Genomic DNA, 16,756 nt, shown 5'->3' with positions numbered 1-16,756 from the left:
TCGAAACTTCGTTCTCTCTTGAATGTATCCTGAGTACGGCGGAACACGTGAAATTCCGTCGGAATCTGGGAGGACCATCTCCCAAGGCTAAATACTCCCTAGTGATCGATAGTGAACCAGTACCGTGAGGGAAAGGTGAAAAGCACCCCGGAAGGGGAGTGAAAGAGATCCTGAAACCGTGTGCCTACAAATAGTCAGAGCCCGTTAATGGGTGATGGCGTGCCTTTTGTAGAATGAACCGGCGAGTTACGATCCCGTGCGAGGTTAAGCTGAAGAGGCGGAGCCGCAGCGAAAGCGAGTCTGAATAGGGCGTTTAGTACGTGGTCGTAGACCCGAAACCAGGTGATCTACCCATGTCCAGGGTGAAGTTCAGGTAACACTGAATGGAGGCCCGAACCCACGCACGTTGAAAAGTGCGGGGATGAGGTGTGGGTAGCGGAGAAATTCCAATCGAACCTGGAGATAGCTGGTTCTCCCCGAAATAGCTTTAGGGCTAGCCTTAAGTGTAAGAGTCTTGGAGGTAGAGCACTGATTGAACTAGGGGTCCTCATCGGATTACCGAATTCAGTCAAACTCCGAATGCCAATGACTTATCCTTAGGAGTCAGACTGCGAGTGATAAGATCCGTAGTCAAGAGGGAAACAGCCCAGATCGCCAGCTAAGGTCCCAAAGTGTGTATTAAGTGGAAAAGGATGTGGAGTTGCTTAGACAACTAGGATGTTGGCTTAGAAGCAGCCACCATTTAAAGAGTGCGTAATAGCTCACTAGTCGAGTGACTCTGCGCCGAAAATGTACCGGGGCTAAATACACCACCGAAGCTGCGAATTGATACCAATGGTATCAGTGGTAGGGGAGCGTTCTAAGTGCAGTGAAGTCAGACCGGAAGGACTGGTGGAGCGCTTAGAAGTGAGAATGCCGGTATGAGTAGCGAAAGACGGGTGAGAATCCCGTCCACCGAATGCCTAAGGTTTCCTGAGGAAGGCTCGTCCGCTCAGGGTTAGTCAGGACCTAAGCCGAGGCCGACAGGCGTAGGCGATGGACAACAGGTTGATATTCCTGTACCACCTCTTTATCGTTTGAGCAATGGAGGGACGCAGAAGGATAGAAGAAGCGTGCGATTGGTTGTGCACGTCCAAGCAGTTAGGCTGATAAGTAGGCAAATCCGCTTATCGTGAAGGCTGAGCTGTGATGGGGAAGCTCCTTATGGAGCGAAGTCTTTGATTCCCCGCTGCCAAGAAAAGCTTCTAGCGAGATAAAAGGTGCCTGTACCGCAAACCGACACAGGTAGGCGAGGAGAGAATCCTAAGGTGTGCGAGAGAACTCTGGTTAAGGAACTCGGCAAAATGACCCCGTAACTTCGGGAGAAGGGGTGCTTTCTTAACGGAAAGCCGCAGTGAATAGGCCCAAGCGACTGTTTAGCAAAAACACAGGTCTCTGCGAAGCCGTAAGGCGAAGTATAGGGGCTGACACCTGCCCGGTGCTGGAAGGTTAAGGAGAGGGGTTAGCGTAAGCGAAGCTCTGAACTGAAGCCCCAGTAAACGGCGGCCGTAACTATAACGGTCCTAAGGTAGCGAAATTCCTTGTCGGGTAAGTTCCGACCCGCACGAAAGGTGTAACGATTTGGGCACTGTCTCAACCAGAGACTCGGTGAAATTATAGTACCTGTGAAGATGCAGGTTACCCGCGACAGGACGGAAAGACCCCGTGGAGCTTTACTGTAGCCTGATATTGAATTTTGGTACATTTTGTACAGGATAGGCGGGAGCCATTGAAACCGGAGCGCTAGCTTCGGTGGAGGCGCTGGTGGGATACCGCCCTGAATGTATTGAAATTCTAACCTACGGGTCTTATCGACCCGGGAGACAGTGTCAGGTGGGCAGTTTGACTGGGGCGGTCGCCTCCTAAAGTGTAACGGAGGCGCCCAAAGGTTCCCTCAGAATGGTTGGAAATCATTCGTAGAGTGCAAAGGCATAAGGGAGCTTGACTGCGAGACCTACAAGTCGAGCAGGGACGAAAGTCGGGCTTAGTGATCCGGTGGTTCCGCATGGAAGGGCCATCGCTCAACGGATAAAAGCTACCCCGGGGATAACAGGCTTATCTCCCCCAAGAGTCCACATCGACGGGGAGGTTTGGCACCTCGATGTCGGCTCATCGCATCCTGGGGCTGTAGTCGGTCCCAAGGGTTGGGCTGTTCGCCCATTAAAGCGGTACGCGAGCTGGGTTCAGAACGTCGTGAGACAGTTCGGTCCCTATCCGTCGTGGGCGTAGGAAATTTGAGAGGAGCTGTCCTTAGTACGAGAGGACCGGGATGGACGCACCGCTGGTGTACCAGTTGTTCTGCCAAGGGCATAGCTGGGTAGCTATGTGCGGAAGGGATAAGTGCTGAAAGCATCTAAGCATGAAGCCCCCCTCAAGATGAGATTTCCCATAGCGTAAGCTAGTAAGATCCCTGAAAGATGATCAGGTTGATAGGTTCGAGGTGGAAGCATGGTGACATGTGGAGCTGACGAATACTAATAGATCGAGGACTTAACCATATAATATGAAGCAATGTTATCTAGTTTTGAAGGAATATGCCTTCATAGTTTGGTGATGATGGCAGAGAGGTCACACCCGTTCCCATACCGAACACGGAAGTTAAGCTCTCTAGCGCCGATGGTAGTTGGGACCTTGTCCCTGTGAGAGTAGGACGTCGCCAAGCAACTAAACACGAGTCAAATGACTCGTGTTTTTTCGTGTTTTCTTTTATAATCCATAGTAATTAAAAAATGTGTTTAAATAATTATTATTTTGATTAAATACAGGGGAATGTGGCTAGGATAGTGAATAAGCAAAAGAGTTGCAAATTTTATTAATACGTATATAATTAAAGTCAAAGATAGTCAAAGTCAATAAGGGTGGCGGATAAATGAGAAATATATCTGATATCATTGAGCAATATCTAAAGCAAGTTATTGACTTAAGTAATAATAATGTGATTGAAATCAAAAGAAATGAGATTGCGGATCGATTCGAGTGCGTACCATCTCAAATCAATTATGTAATCAATACCCGTTTTACGATAGAAAGAGGATTTGTTGTAGAAAGTAAACGTGGTGGAGGAGGTTACATTCGCATTATAAAAGTCAAACTGCATGACGATATAGACATGATCGATCAAATGCTTCATATGATTGATCATAGCGTTGCGCAAGGGAATGCAGAGAGTATGATTATACGTTTAATAGAAGAGGGCATCATAACAAATCGTGAAGCTAAACTTATGTTAAGTGTACTAGATCGTTCTGTATTATCAATGGATGTTCCTTCTCGAGATGAACTTAGGGCTCGAATATTATGCGCAATGTTAAGAACACTGAAATATAAATAAATATAGCTTTTGTAAAAGAATAATAACTAAGAGATAAGGCAGTTAAATATTGTAGAGGTTTTGAAACAAGAACACGCACTTTTATTTAAACAAATAAAGGAAAGTGAACAATCTAGTAATGTATGAAAAGTACTATCAGATAGATCGTTCCTATTGTAAAGGTGGGGATAGTGATGACTTGTCAAAACTGTAATATAAGACCAGCAACTTTACATTATACAAAAGTAATCAACGAACAGAAGACGGAAGTTCATCTTTGTGAGCAATGTGCAGAACAAAGTGGCTATACGTCTTTCTTTCAATCACCGCAGTCTAACTTTTCATTCCATGATTTATTTGCTGGGTTATTACACGGTGAATCAACAATGTTTGAAGAAGGACAAAACGGGCTTTCGAATACAAGTATATTAAGGTGTCCAGATTGTAAGATGACATCTGAGCAATTTACAAAGGTGGGACGCTTTGGATGTGCTTCTTGTTACGATACATTTAAGGAACATTTAAAGCCATTATTAAAACGTCTGCACGGCGGACATACAGATCATTGTGGAAAAATTCCGGAACGTATAGAAGGAAATCTTCACTTAAAGAAAGAATTAGATGAACTAAAACTCATTCTGAAACAATACGTACAGAAAGAGGAGTTTGAGAAAGCTGCTGAAGTAAGGGATAAAATTCGAGGTCTTGAAAATCAGCTTAGTGAGCATAGAGAGGGGGAATAGTTCTATGTCACTGGACAAAATTATGAATGAAGCGATTAGTCCATGGATGAAGGGGGATGGCCCTGATTCGGATATTGTTTTAAGTAGTCGAATTCGTTTGGCTCGTAATTTTAAAAAATATCAATTCTCTACTATGCAAAACGAAGAAGAAGCTAAACAGATTCATGAATTATTTAAAAAGGAATTTATAAATAAAACGGTAGAACCTTTTGGAGAGTTTGAACTATTAAAAATGAATGAATTAACGCCTCTTCAAAGGAGAGTATTAGTTGAAAAGCATTTAATTAGTCCTAACCTTGCAGGCACAGAATATGGAGCATGTCTATTATCAGAAAGCGAACATATTAGTGTTATGCTTAATGAAGAAGACCACATTAGGATACAGTGCTTATTTTCAGGGTTGCAGTTATCAGAGGCCCTTCAAAGTGCCAATCAAATAGATAATTGGATAGAGGAAGAGGTTGAATATGCTTTTGATGAATCACTTGGATATATAACGAGCTGCCCTACTAACGTTGGTACAGGATTGAGGGCTTCCGTAATGCTTCACTTACCGGGACTCGTTTTAACGAAAAGAATTAGCCGCATTATACAAGTAATTCAAAAATTAGGGTTAGTAGTAAGAGGAATATACGGTGAAGGTAGCGAAGCGTTAGGTAATATATTTCAAGTGTCAAATCAAATGACGCTAGGAAAATCTGAAGAAGATATTATTGCAGATTTAAAAAGTGTCATTCAACAAATCATACAGCAAGAAAAATTGGCTAGAGAATTAATTGTACAAAATTCAAGTATTGAGCTTGAAGATAAGGTTTATCGCTCTTATGGCATACTAGCAAACAGTCGGTTAATTCAATCTGCAGAAGCGGCCACTTGCTTATCAGATGTACGACTTGGTATTGATTTAGGATATATAAAAGGTGTATCGAGAAATATTTTGACTGAGCTAATGGTTCTTACACAACCAGGCATTTTACAACAATATGCAGGCGGACCTTTAGGACCAGAAGAAAGAGATTATCGAAGAGCAACCTTAATCCGTGAGCGATTACGTATTGAAAAAAACTAAGCGCAAGTAGGAGGCGATTTCTATGATGTTTGGAAGATTTACAGAAAGAGCACAGAAAGTATTAGCTTTATCTCAAGAGGAAGCAATTCGTATTGGGCATAATAATATTGGAACAGAACACATTTTACTTGGGCTTGTACGCGAAGGGGAAGGAATTGCAGCAAAAGCGTTAATTGCTCTTGGGTTAAGTCCAGAGAAGGTTCAAAAAGAGGTAGAAGCGTTAATTGGACGCGGAACAGAAGCTTCTCAAACTGTACATTATACACCGCGTGCTAAAAAGGTTATTGAGTTGTCTATGGATGAAGCTCGTAAATTAGGTCATTCTTACGTTGGAACAGAACATATCTTACTTGGTTTAATCCGTGAAGGTGAAGGTGTAGCAGCACGTGTTTTAAATAACTTAGGCGTTAGCCTAAATAAGGCAAGACAACAAGTATTGCAACTTCTCGGAAGTAATGAAGCAAGTTCAGGTCACCAAGGTGGTTCTTCAACGAATGCAAATACACCAACACTGGATAGCTTAGCACGTGATTTAACAGTTGTTGCACGTGAAAATCGTCTAGATCCTGTTATCGGTCGTGGTAAAGAAATTCAACGTGTAATTGAAGTTTTAAGCCGTAGAACAAAAAACAATCCTGTATTAATTGGAGAACCTGGTGTAGGTAAAACGGCAATTGCAGAAGGATTAGCACAACAAATTGTAAATAATGAAGTTCCTGAAACATTAAGAGATAAGCGTGTTATGACACTAGATATGGGTACAGTTGTAGCTGGAACGAAATATCGTGGTGAATTTGAAGATCGTTTAAAGAAAGTTATGGATGAAATCCGTCAAGCTGGAAATATTATTCTATTTATTGATGAACTTCATACATTAATTGGTGCAGGTGGAGCAGAAGGTGCAATTGATGCATCGAACATTTTAAAACCATCTTTAGCACGCGGAGAGTTACAATGTATCGGGGCGACAACCTTAGATGAATATCGTAAATATATTGAAAAAGACGCGGCTTTAGAAAGACGTTTCCAACCAATTCATGTTGATGAGCCAAGTTTAGACGAATCAACTCAAATCTTGAAAGGTTTACGTGATCGTTACGAAGCGCATCACCGTGTATCTATTACAGATGATGCAATTGATGCAGCTGTAAAGCTTTCAGACCGCTATATTACAGATCGTTTCTTACCAGATAAAGCAATTGATTTAATTGATGAGGCTGCTTCAAAGGTTCGCTTACGCTCTTATACAACACCACCAAATCTAAAAGAGCTTGAAGTAAAGCTTGAGGAAATTAGAAAAGAAAAAGATGCAGCTGTGCAAAGTCAAGAATTTGAAAAAGCTGCTTCCTTACGTGATATGGAACAACGCTTACGTGAAAAGTTAGAAGATACGAAGCGTCAATGGAAAGAGCAACAAGGAAAAGAAAACTCAGAAGTGACAGTAGAAGATATTGCAAATGTCGTTTCTACGTGGACTCGTATACCGGTTTCTAAACTTGCACAAACAGAGACTGATAAATTATTAAACTTAGAATCCATTCTTCACAACCGTGTTATTGGTCAAGATGAAGCGGTAGTAGCTGTAGCGAAAGCTGTTCGTCGTGCTAGAGCAGGATTGAAAGATCCGAAACGTCCGATTGGTTCATTTATTTTCTTAGGACCAACAGGTGTAGGTAAAACAGAACTAGCAAGAGCATTAGCAGAATCTATGTTCGGTGATGAGGATGCAATGATTCGCATCGATATGTCTGAGTACATGGAGAAGCATTCGACTTCTCGTTTAGTTGGATCTCCTCCAGGATATGTTGGATATGAAGAAGGTGGACAATTAACAGAAAAGGTTCGCCGTAAGCCATATTCAGTTGTCCTATTAGATGAAGTAGAGAAAGCTCATCCTGATGTGTTTAACATTTTACTACAAGTATTAGAAGATGGTCGCTTAACGGATTCTAAAGGGCGTACAGTTGATTTCCGTAATACAATTGTTATTATGACATCTAACGTTGGTGCAGATGCGTTAAAACGTAATAAACATCTTGGATTTAACGTACAAGATGAGAGCCGCGATTATTCAGATATGAAAGGTAAAGTAATGGATGAACTGAAAAAGGCATTTCGTCCAGAATTCTTAAACCGTATTGATGAAATTATCGTGTTCCATATGCTTGAGAAAAAACATATTCAAGAGATTGTAACACTTATGGTGAATCAGTTAGTGAAGCGCTTAAAAGAGCAAGAGATTGAATTGCATTTAACAGAAGGAGCGATTTCAGCCATTGCTGATAAAGGATTTGACCGAGAATACGGTGCTCGTCCGCTTCGTAGAGCAATTCAGAAACATGTAGAAGATAGACTATCGGAAGAACTTTTAAAAGGTGCTATTGAGAAAGGACAAAAAGTTATCTTTGATGTTGAAGGGGAATCATTTGTCATTCATAGTGCTGAAAAGGTAAAATAAGTATAGACAAACTAAGAGGGCTACGAGATAGCCCTCTTTCTTGTACGAGAAGGATAAATTGTTTATAGATGAAAGTGAAGTGAAATATAAAACGATATGGCTAAAAAGAAAACAAAATTCACATGTCAAGAGTGTGGTTATCAGTCACCAAAATATATGGGGAAATGCCCTGGTTGTGGTCAATGGAATACGCTTGTTGAAGAGATGGAACCGGTTGTATCATCAAGACGCCTTAATTATGCCAATGCAATTCAATCGGAAGTAACAAAACCAAGACGCCTAACAGAAGTAGAAACAAAATCTGAGGCACGTATTGAAACAAAATTCCAAGAGTTTAACCGTGTACTTGGTGGTGGGATTGTAGATGGATCCTTAGTACTTATTGGTGGAGATCCTGGGATTGGGAAATCAACATTGTTATTACAAATTTCATCGCAATTAGCAGATTCTTCATATGATGTACTATACATATCAGGTGAGGAGTCAGCAAAGCAGATTAAACTTCGTGCAGATCGTTTGCATGTAAAGGGTAGTAATCTATTTGTTGTAGCAGAAACGGATCTACAGCGAATTGCAGCGCACATTGAAGAGATGAATCCAGCTTTTGTTGTTATTGACTCTATTCAAACGATACATTTACCTGAAGTGACGTCAGCCCCAGGAAGTGTAGCGCAAGTACGTGAATGTACAGCGGAATTAATGAAACTTGCAAAAACGAAAGGAATTCCTATTTTTATCGTCGGACATGTAACAAAAGAGGGGGCAATTGCAGGACCTCGTATGTTAGAACATATGGTCGATGCAGTTCTTTACTTTGAAGGAGATCGTCATCATACATATCGTATTTTGCGAGCTGTGAAGAATCGTTTTGGTTCCACGAATGAAATGGGTATTTTTGAAATGAAAGAGCTTGGTCTTGCGGAAGTCTTAAACCCTTCTGAAATTTTTCTTGAGGAAAGACCCGTTGGAGTCGCAGGATCAACAGTAGTTGCCTCAATGGAAGGAACAAGACCAGTTTTAGTAGAAATACAAGCATTAATCTCCCCTACTAGTTTTGGAAACCCTCGAAGAATGGCGACGGGAATTGATCATAACCGTGTATCGCTTATTATGGCAGTGCTAGAAAAAAGAACAGGTTTATTATTGCAAAACCAAGACGCATATTTAAAAGTAGCAGGTGGTTTGAAATTAGATGAACCAGCAATTGATTTAGCTGTGGCTTTAAGTATTGCTTCAAGTTTTAGAGATAAACCTACGACACCAACTGATGCAGTAATAGGAGAAGTAGGATTAACTGGAGAAATAAGAAGAGTATCAAGAATTGAACAACGTGTACAAGAAGCAGCTAAATTAGGATTCCAACGTGCTATTATTCCTAGAAAAAATTTGGGGGGATGGACAATTCCGGATGGGATTGAGGTAGTAGGTGTATCTAATTTAGGGGAAGCGCTTCGTTTGACATTAGGAGGCTAGGCTATGGAAGAAAACAAGCAACGTGTCAAAAGTATGATTAATATTTTACAGCTCGTGGCCCCAGGAACACCACTGCGCGAAGGGATAGATAATGTGCTTCGCGCACAAACAGGGGGACTAATTGTTCTTGGGTATAATGAACAAATTAAAAGTATTGTTGATGGGGGATTTCACATTAATTGTGCATTCTCTCCTGCTAGTTTATACGAATTAGCAAAAATGGATGGGGCACTTATTTTAAATGAAACTGGAAGTAAAATTTTAATTGCAAATGCACAGTTAGTTCCAGAGGCATCTATTGATTCTATTGAAACAGGTATGCGCCACCGGACGGCAGAGCGTGTAGCAAAGCAGACAGGTAGTCTCGTTGTGGCTATTTCACAAAGACGTAACGTAATTACACTATATCAAGGGAATTTACGTTATACACTAAAGGATATAGGTGTTATTTTAACAAAGGCAAACCAAGCTATTCAAACGTTAGAAAAATATAAGGCTGTATGGAATGATGGTATTACGAATTTGGGCATTCTAGAATTTGAAGAAGTCGTTACAATGTCCGAGGTGGTTCATGTGTTACATAGTGTTGAAATGGTACTGCGGATTAAAAATGAAATATTGAGCTATATTCATGAGCTAGGAACAGAAGGTAGGTTAATTCGTTTACAACTTACAGAACTACTAGCTGATTTAGAGGCAGAGGCAGCGTTATTAATTAAAGATTATTATCAAGAAAAAACACAAGACCATCATCAAATTTTGAAAAAGTTACAAGATCTTGCGAATACACAACTTCTAGAGGATAGCGATTTAGTTAAATTGCTTGGCTACCCAGGACAAATGAGTTTAGAAGAAAGTGTGACGCCGAGAGGATACCGAATCACAAGTAAAATTTCGCGCGTTCCGCCACTTATCATTGAAAATTTAATTAATCGATTTAAGACCTTGCAAGGTGTTTGTCGAGCAACTATTAATGAATTGGATGATGTGGAAGGAATTGGAGAAGTCAGGGCGAAGAAAATACGAGAAGGCCTAAAAAGAATCCAAGAGCATCTCTATATGAGTAGACACAATTAAGAATATTACATTGATTCCATAATATAACGACACTAGAACATTTTTGGTATATGATATGGTATATTGGTAAATAAAACTATTTATAAAAAAACACGTCCGCTTTTGCATTCGGCGTTTTGATTAGCGAAACAATGGTTAATAATGAGTAGGAGGTGGTTCGATGTTAAAACGGATTGTACAGCTCTTCTTTCTAGTAATTGGCGGAGCGTTAGGGATTTACTTAATCCCAAAAGTTATTAATGTATTAGACATCGGTGCTGTTCCATTATTGGAAGGATCGTATGTTCGTGCGATTATTGGTGCAATTATTTTATTTTTAACAACATTTTGGCTTGTAGATTATATTGTTCAACTTATTAAGCATATTGAAGAGGCTCTTGTAAAGGCGCCTGTAGCGGATGTTTTATTTGGTACATTAGGATTAATCTCTGGTCTTATTGTTGCATATTTAATTTTAATACCAATTCGTGAATTTACAATTCCAGTTATTAGTACAGTGTTGCAAGTGTTCTTTACTCTTTTACTTGGATATTTAGGATTCCAAGTAGGGTTTAAAAAGAGGAATGAATTGCTAGGATTATTTACATTACCACAACGTGGGAAGAAGAAAAATAATAATAGTGAGAATGAAGAAACTGAGGTAGAAGAATCTACAACTCATTGGAAAATTCTCGATACGAGTGTAATTATCGATGGGCGTATTGCTGATATTTGCCAAACAAAGTTTTTAGAAGGAACAATTGTGATTCCACAATTCGTGTTAGAAGAACTTCAGCACATTGCCGATTCTTCTGATGCTTTAAAGCGTAATCGTGGTCGCAGAGGATTAGATATTTTAAATCGTATTCAAAAAGAGATGCCAATTCCGGTAGAAATTTATGAAGGCGATTTCGATGATATTCAAGAAGTGGATAGCAAACTTGTAAAGTTGGCGAAAATCACTGGTGGAACGGTAGTAACGAATGATTTCAACTTAAACAAAGTTTCTGAATTACAAGGGGTAACGGTGTTAAATATTAACGATTTAGCTAATGCAATTAAACCTGTTGTACTCCCAGGTGAAGAACTGAGTGTTTATGTTGTCAAAGATGGAAAAGAACAAAATCAAGGTGTTGCATATTTAGATGATGGCACGATGATTGTAGTAGAAGATGGTAGAGAATATGTAGGTTCACAACTCAATGTGCTTGTTACTAGTGTGTTACAAACATCGGCTGGGCGTATGATTTTCGCCAAACGTAAATTATTAGAAAAAGCATTATAAGTAGAGGATTATTAATATGTATACATTAATTATTCCAGCAGCTGGTCAAGGTAAGCGGATGGGTGCTGGTAAAAACAAGTTGTTCTTACTTATTAATGAAGTACCGATTATTGTGCATACGTTACGTGCTTTTGAAAAAGATAAAGCATGCAAAAGTATTATTATGGCAATTAACGAAGAAGAACGTCCGTATTTTGAAGAATTAATGCAGAAGTACCCGATTGAAAAGCCAGTACAATTTATTCAGGGCGGAGCCGAAAGACAAGATAGTGTATATAACGCCATTCAGTATACTAGTGATGTTGAGTATGTTCTTGTACATGACGGCGCGCGTCCATTTGTACCGAATAAAGTAATTCAAGATGTATTAACTGCAGCGGAAAAATATGGAGCGTCCATTTGTGCGGTACCAGTGAAAGATACAGTTAAGAAAGTAGAGCAGGGTATCGTTGTCGAAACGGTAGAAAGATCTCAGCTTAAAGCTGTACAAACACCACAAGGGTTCGCTGTTTCTCTTTTGTTAGAAGCTCACAGAAGTGCAAAACAGGGTTGTTTCCTTGGTACAGATGATGCAAGCCTCGTAGAACGTATCGGGAAGCAAGTAGGTGTAGTAGAGGGGAGTTACTATAATATTAAAGTGACGACTCCAGAGGATTTATTAATTGCTGAAAGTTTTCTTCATGTTCAAAAGAAATGACAGTGATGATTATAGCGAAAAAAAGCTCGGCAACAGCCGGGCTTTTCTTTATAAGGATAGCGATATAATATAGAATCATAAAGCACTGTAGTTTAGCTTGAGGAGGATGTAAAAAATGTTTCGAATTGGACAAGGTTTTGATGTGCATGAGTTTGCGGAAGGTAGACCGTTAATTATTGGTGGAATTACAATTCCTCATGAGAAAGGATTAATTGGTCATTCAGATGCAGACGTATTGTTACATACGATTGCGGATGCGTGTTTAGGTGCAATTGCAGCTGGGGATATTGGAAAGCACTTCCCTGATACAGATCCTGCTTTTAAAGATGCTGATTCAGCTGTATTGCTGCAAAAGGTTTGGGAATTTGTACGTGAACAAGGTTACGAGTTAGGGAATCTAGATTGTACAATTATTGCTCAAAAGCCAAAGATGGCACCACATATTGAAAGTATGCGTAAACGTATTAGTGAACTATTAGAAACGTCTATTGACAATATCAATGTAAAGGCAACAACAACAGAAAAATTAGGATTTACAGGTAGAGAAGAAGGAATCGCTTCTCAAGCAGTTGCTTTATTACAGAAAAAATAATGGTTTTTAATTCGTAAGATGGATAATCACATTTTTTTGGTGTACAATTATAGAATGTGTTGACATTAAGAATGGAAGGTGTACCAATTATGGAAAAGCAAGTGAGAGTGCGCTATGCGCCAAGTCCAACAGGACACTTACATATCGGAAATGCGCGTACGGCATTATTTAATTATTTATTTGCTCGTCATCAAGATGGTAAGTTTATTATTCGTATTGAAGATACTGATGTGAAACGTAATGTTGCTGGTGGAGAAGAAAGCCAATTAAAATACTTGAAATGGCTCGGTATGGACTGGGATGAAGGTGTTGATGTTGGTGGTGAATTTGGACCATATCGTCAAACAGAGCGTTTAGATATTTATAAAAAATTATATGAAGATTTATTAGAGCGCGGTTTAGCTTACAAATGTTATATGACAGAAGAAGAGCTAGAAGCAGAGCGTGAAGGGCAAATCTCTCGTGGTGAAACACCGCGTTATGCTGGAAACCACCGTGATTTAACTGAGGAGCAAATGAAGGGATTTGAGGCTGAAGGTCGCATTCCGAGTATTCGTTTCCGTGTACCGGTTGATCGCGACTACACGTTTAAAGATATCGTAAAAGATGAAGTTGCATTCCATTCAAATGATTTCGGTGATTTCGTTATCGTGAAAAAAGATGGAATTCCAACTTATAACTTTGCGGTAGCAGTAGATGATCACTTAATGGAGATTACACATGTACTTCGTGGTGATGATCATATTTCAAATACGCCAAAACAAATGATGATTTACGAAGCTTTCGGTTGGGATATTCCGCAATTTGGTCATATGACTTTAATTGTAAACGAAAGCCGTAAAAAGTTAAGTAAGCGTGATGAATCTATTATTCAATTTATTGAGCAATATAAAGAGCTTGGATATCTTCCAGAAGCAATCTTTAACTTTATTGCACTATTAGGTTGGTCGCCAGTAGGAGAAGAGGAAATCTTCTCTCAAGATGAGTTTATCAAAATGTTCGATGCAGCTCGTTTATCAAAATCGCCTGCATTATTTGATTCTCAAAAACTAAAATGGATGAACAACCAATATATGAAAAAGCAAGACTTAGATATGGTGGTAGAGTTAAGTTTACCGCATCTAGTGAAAGCTGGACGTATAGGTGAAACTTTAAGTGAACAAGAACAAGCTTGGATTCGTGATGTAATTGCGTTATATCATGAACAAATGAGTTTTGGAGCTGAAATTGTAGAGCTTTCTGAAATGTTCTTCAAAGATCATGTTGATTATGAAGAAGAAGGACAAGAAGTATTAAAAGGTGAACAAGTACCAGAAGTACTTCGTGCATTTGCGGGTCAAGTAGAAGCACTAGAAGCGATGGAACCAGCAGCAATTAAGGCGGCTATTAAAGCAGTGCAAAAGGAAACAGGTCATAAAGGTAAAAACTTATTTATGCCAATCCGTGTTGCAACTACTGGTCAAACACATGGCCCAGAGCTTCCTAATGCTATTGCACTTCTTGGAAAAGAAAAAGTTTTAAATCGTCTTCAAAAAGTAATTGGTTAACATTTTCTAGATTTAGAAATATAATAAGTATACTTAAAACCTAATAAGGAAAAGCGACGAGAAGGAGAAGTAGAAAATCAGGCTTTTTACAGAGAGAACCACCTTTAGGCTGGAAGTGGTTTATAAGCGGATTTTTGAAATGCCCCTTCGAGTCTTCTGCTGAACAGCGAATTGTTTTGTGAAACGTCTTAGGGCGTAAAGTAAGCAGAAGCGGTGTACACCGTTATCATAGATGAGTTTGAGGCTTTTTTTAGCCTAAACAGAGTGGAACCGCGCTTATAAGGCGTCTCTGTCAATATGACAGAGGCGTCTTTTTTTATACCGTAAAAGTGGATATGAGTATAAGTTTTATCCCTGTGTATAAAGGTTTAGGGGGATAAGTAGGGAGTAAAGGGAGTTAGTTCACTCGAAAAAGCAGCCCATAAAGGGGAGGGAACATCGATGTTTAAGAGGCTTCGGGAAGATATTGAAGTCGTTTTTGAACAGGATCCAGCGGCAAGAAGTTATTTCGAAGTCATTTTGACTTACTCTGGATTACATGCAGTTTGGGCCCATCGAATTGCACATGCTTTTTATAAAAAGAATTTCTTCTTTATTGCACGTTGGATCTCACAAGTTAGTCGTTTCTTTACTGGTATTGAGATTCATCCAGGAGCAACAATTGGTCGTCGTTTTTTCATAGACCATGGAATGGGGGTTGTAATTGGAGAAACGTGCGAAATTGGTGATAATGTAACGATCTATCAAGGTGTTACATTAGGTGGTACGGGTAAAGAAAAGGGGAAGAGGCATCCTACAATTCAGGATAATGTACTAATTGCAACAGGTGCTAAAGTACTAGGTTCTATTACAGTTGGAGAGAATTCTAAAATTGGAGCAGGGTCTGTCGTATTAAAAGAAGTGCCTGCACATTCTACAGTTGTAGGTATACCTGGCCGAGTCGTTATTCAAAATGGAGTAAAGATCGGTCAAGAATTAAATCATTCTGACCTTCCAGACCCAATTTTTGATAAGTTAAAGGTCATGGAAGTAGAACTTGATAAATTGAAAAAACAACTTGAAGTAAAGGTAGAAAGGAAGGATAAAAATGACTATTCACATTTATAATACGTTAACGCGTCAAAAGGAAGAGTTTACTCCATTAGAAGAAAATAAGGTAAAGATGTATGTGTGTGGACCTACAGTTTATAACTATATTCACATTGGGAATGCAAGACCACCTATGGTATTTGATACGGTACGCCGTTATTTAGAATATAAAGGGTATGATGTGCAGTATGTATCTAACTTTACTGACGTAGATGATAAATTAATTAAAGCAGCAAATGAATTAGGTGAAGATGTGCCGACAATTGCTGACCGTTTCGTTGAAGCGTATTTTGAAGATGTAACGGCACTAGGTTGCAAACATGCAACAGTTCATCCGCGTGTAACGGAAAATATGGATATCATTATTGAATTTATTCAAGAACTTGTGAATAAAGGATATGCATATGAATCAGAAGGTGATGTGTACTTTAGAACGAAGGAATTTGAAGGATACGGTAAATTATCGCATCAACCAATCGCCGACTTACGTCACGGTGCGCGCATTGAAGTAGGAGAAAAGAAACAAGACCCTCTTGATTTTGCTTTATGGAAAGCTGCGAAAGAAGGAGAAATCTTCTGGGAAAGCCCTTGGGGGAAAGGTCGTCCAGGCTGGCATATTGAATGCTCAGCAATGGCGCGTAAATACTTAGGAGATACAATCGATATTCATGCTGGTGGTCAAGACTTGGCATTTCCTCATCATGAGAATGAAATTGCGCAGTCTGAGGCATTAACAGGAAAAACATTTGCACGTTATTGGATGCACAATGGATATATTAATATTAATAATGAGAAGATGTCTAAGTCACTGGGGAACTTCATTTTAGTTCACGATATCATTAAGCAATATGATCCACAGCTAATTAGATTCTTTATGCTATCGGTACATTACCGTCACCCAATTAATTTCAGTGAAGATTTACTACAAAGCACAAATAATGGACTGGAAAGAATTAAAACGGCTTACGGTAATTTAAAACACCGTATGGAAAGTAGTACTGATTTAACAGATCATAATGAGAAATGGTTAGCGGAACTGGAAAAATTCCAGACTGCATTTGAAGAAGCAATGAATGATGACTTCAACACTGCTAATGCAATCACTGAGTTATATAATGTAGCAAATCATGCAAATCAATATTTACTGGAAGAACATACGTCTACAGTTGTAATTGAAGCATACGTAAAACAACTTGAAACATTATTTGATATTTTAGGGTTAGAATTAGCGCAAGAAGAGTTGCTTGATGAAGAAATTGAGGTACTTATTCAAAAGCGCATTGAAGCTCGTAAAAATCGTGATTTTGCGTTATCGGATCAAATTCGCGATGATTTAAAAGACCGTAATATTATTTTAGAAGATACCGCTCAAGGTACAAGATGGAAAAGAGGATAAGA

12 protein-coding genes, 2 rRNA genes and 1 other annotated feature (1 of these 15 only partly in view) are annotated in these 16,756 nt (G+C 39.3%); all 14 genes read left to right on the top strand.

Annotated features, from left to right (window positions below; genetic code table 11):
• Positions 1 to 2,537, top strand: a 23S ribosomal RNA gene (locus QEP67_RS27420) (it extends 385 nt beyond the left edge of the window).
• 48 nt (positions 2,538 to 2,585) lie between these two features.
• Positions 2,586 to 2,701: ribosomal RNA gene (gene rrf / locus QEP67_RS27415) — 5S ribosomal RNA — on the top strand.
• A gap of 207 nt (positions 2,702 to 2,908) precedes the next feature.
• Positions 2,909 to 3,370, top strand: a complete 462-nt coding sequence (ctsR, locus tag QEP67_RS27410; protein WP_001244556.1) for a transcriptional regulator CtsR — start codon at positions 2,909 to 2,911, stop codon at positions 3,368 to 3,370.
• Positions 3,371 to 3,543: 173 nt separating this feature from the next.
• On the top strand, positions 3,544 to 4,092 hold the full coding sequence (locus QEP67_RS27405; protein WP_000128406.1) for a UvrB/UvrC motif-containing protein: 549 nt from the start codon (positions 3,544 to 3,546) through the stop codon (positions 4,090 to 4,092).
• A 4-nt stretch (positions 4,093 to 4,096) separates the two neighbouring features.
• Positions 4,097 to 5,161: a protein arginine kinase gene (locus QEP67_RS27400; protein ID WP_000050823.1), complete on the top strand. Its 1,065-nt coding sequence runs from the start codon at positions 4,097 to 4,099 to the stop codon at positions 5,159 to 5,161.
• A gap of 22 nt (positions 5,162 to 5,183) precedes the next feature.
• Positions 5,184 to 7,619, top strand: a complete 2,436-nt coding sequence (gene clpC / locus QEP67_RS27395) for an ATP-dependent protease ATP-binding subunit ClpC (RefSeq protein ID WP_000971181.1) — start codon at positions 5,184 to 5,186, stop codon at positions 7,617 to 7,619.
• Between the two features lie 96 nt (positions 7,620 to 7,715).
• The gene (gene radA, locus QEP67_RS27390) at positions 7,716 to 9,092 is read left to right on the top strand and encodes a DNA repair protein RadA (protein WP_001085204.1); all 1,377 of its coding nucleotides are present in this window, start codon (positions 7,716 to 7,718) and stop codon (positions 9,090 to 9,092) included.
• Positions 9,093 to 9,095: 3 nt separating this feature from the next.
• Complete coding sequence (gene disA / locus QEP67_RS27385) at positions 9,096 to 10,169, top strand: DNA integrity scanning diadenylate cyclase DisA (RefSeq protein ID WP_000392165.1); 1,074 nt, start codon at positions 9,096 to 9,098, stop codon at positions 10,167 to 10,169.
• Positions 10,170 to 10,329: 160 nt separating this feature from the next.
• A complete protein-coding gene (locus QEP67_RS27380; RefSeq protein ID WP_000919686.1) occupies positions 10,330 to 11,433 on the top strand; it encodes a PIN/TRAM domain-containing protein in 1,104 nt (367 codons plus the stop codon).
• A gap of 16 nt (positions 11,434 to 11,449) precedes the next feature.
• Positions 11,450 to 12,130 carry a 2-C-methyl-D-erythritol 4-phosphate cytidylyltransferase gene (gene ispD / locus QEP67_RS27375; RefSeq protein ID WP_000288297.1) on the top strand — a complete coding sequence of 227 codons (681 nt, stop codon included), beginning with the start codon at positions 11,450 to 11,452 and terminating at the stop codon, positions 12,128 to 12,130.
• Positions 12,131 to 12,245: 115 nt separating this feature from the next.
• Positions 12,246 to 12,722: a 2-C-methyl-D-erythritol 2,4-cyclodiphosphate synthase gene (gene ispF / locus QEP67_RS27370; protein WP_353706480.1), complete on the top strand. Its 477-nt coding sequence runs from the start codon at positions 12,246 to 12,248 to the stop codon at positions 12,720 to 12,722.
• Between the two features lie 89 nt (positions 12,723 to 12,811).
• Positions 12,812 to 14,269 (top strand): glutamate--tRNA ligase, encoded by a 1,458-nt coding sequence (gltX, locus tag QEP67_RS27365; RefSeq protein WP_000415158.1) that lies wholly within the window; start codon positions 12,812 to 12,814, stop codon positions 14,267 to 14,269.
• A 47-nt stretch (positions 14,270 to 14,316) separates the two neighbouring features.
• Positions 14,317 to 14,563, top strand: a binding site (T-box leader).
• Positions 14,564 to 14,710: 147 nt separating this feature from the next.
• The gene (gene cysE / locus QEP67_RS27360) at positions 14,711 to 15,376 is read left to right on the top strand and encodes a serine O-acetyltransferase (protein WP_000476500.1); all 666 of its coding nucleotides are present in this window, start codon (positions 14,711 to 14,713) and stop codon (positions 15,374 to 15,376) included.
• Positions 15,357 to 16,754, top strand: coding sequence for a cysteine--tRNA ligase (cysS, locus tag QEP67_RS27355; RefSeq protein ID WP_000152265.1), 1,398 nt, complete (start codon positions 15,357 to 15,359; stop codon positions 16,752 to 16,754). The genes cysE and cysS overlap by 20 nt, the downstream gene beginning before the upstream one ends.
• Positions 16,755 to 16,756 lie beyond the last annotated feature (2 nt).

It is taken from the genome of Bacillus cereus group sp. MS39, assembly GCF_040448665.1.
Taxonomy (GTDB): domain Bacteria; phylum Bacillota; class Bacilli; order Bacillales; family Bacillaceae_G; genus Bacillus_A; species Bacillus_A wiedmannii.
Note: the sequence above shows the minus strand (reverse complement) of the source record. Positions and strands in the feature narration are given on the sequence as shown.

Coding starts and splice junctions, on each gene's coding strand:
- cysS (WP_000152265.1), top strand. CDS start 15,357: ATGACTATTCACATTTATAATACGTTAACGCGTCAAAAGGAAGAGTTT.
- gltX (WP_000415158.1), top strand. CDS start 12,812: ATGGAAAAGCAAGTGAGAGTGCGCTATGCGCCAAGTCCAACAGGACAC.
- cysE (WP_000476500.1), top strand. CDS start 14,711: ATGTTTAAGAGGCTTCGGGAAGATATTGAAGTCGTTTTTGAACAGGAT.
- ispD (WP_000288297.1), top strand. CDS start 11,450: ATGTATACATTAATTATTCCAGCAGCTGGTCAAGGTAAGCGGATGGGT.
- disA (WP_000392165.1), top strand. CDS start 9,096: ATGGAAGAAAACAAGCAACGTGTCAAAAGTATGATTAATATTTTACAG.
- QEP67_RS27405 (WP_000128406.1), top strand. CDS start 3,544: ATGACTTGTCAAAACTGTAATATAAGACCAGCAACTTTACATTATACA.
- ispF (WP_353706480.1), top strand. CDS start 12,246: ATGTTTCGAATTGGACAAGGTTTTGATGTGCATGAGTTTGCGGAAGGT.
- radA (WP_001085204.1), top strand. CDS start 7,716: ATGGCTAAAAAGAAAACAAAATTCACATGTCAAGAGTGTGGTTATCAG.
- QEP67_RS27400 (WP_000050823.1), top strand. CDS start 4,097: ATGTCACTGGACAAAATTATGAATGAAGCGATTAGTCCATGGATGAAG.
- clpC (WP_000971181.1), top strand. CDS start 5,184: ATGATGTTTGGAAGATTTACAGAAAGAGCACAGAAAGTATTAGCTTTA.
- ctsR (WP_001244556.1), top strand. CDS start 2,909: ATGAGAAATATATCTGATATCATTGAGCAATATCTAAAGCAAGTTATT.
- QEP67_RS27380 (WP_000919686.1), top strand. CDS start 10,330: ATGTTAAAACGGATTGTACAGCTCTTCTTTCTAGTAATTGGCGGAGCG.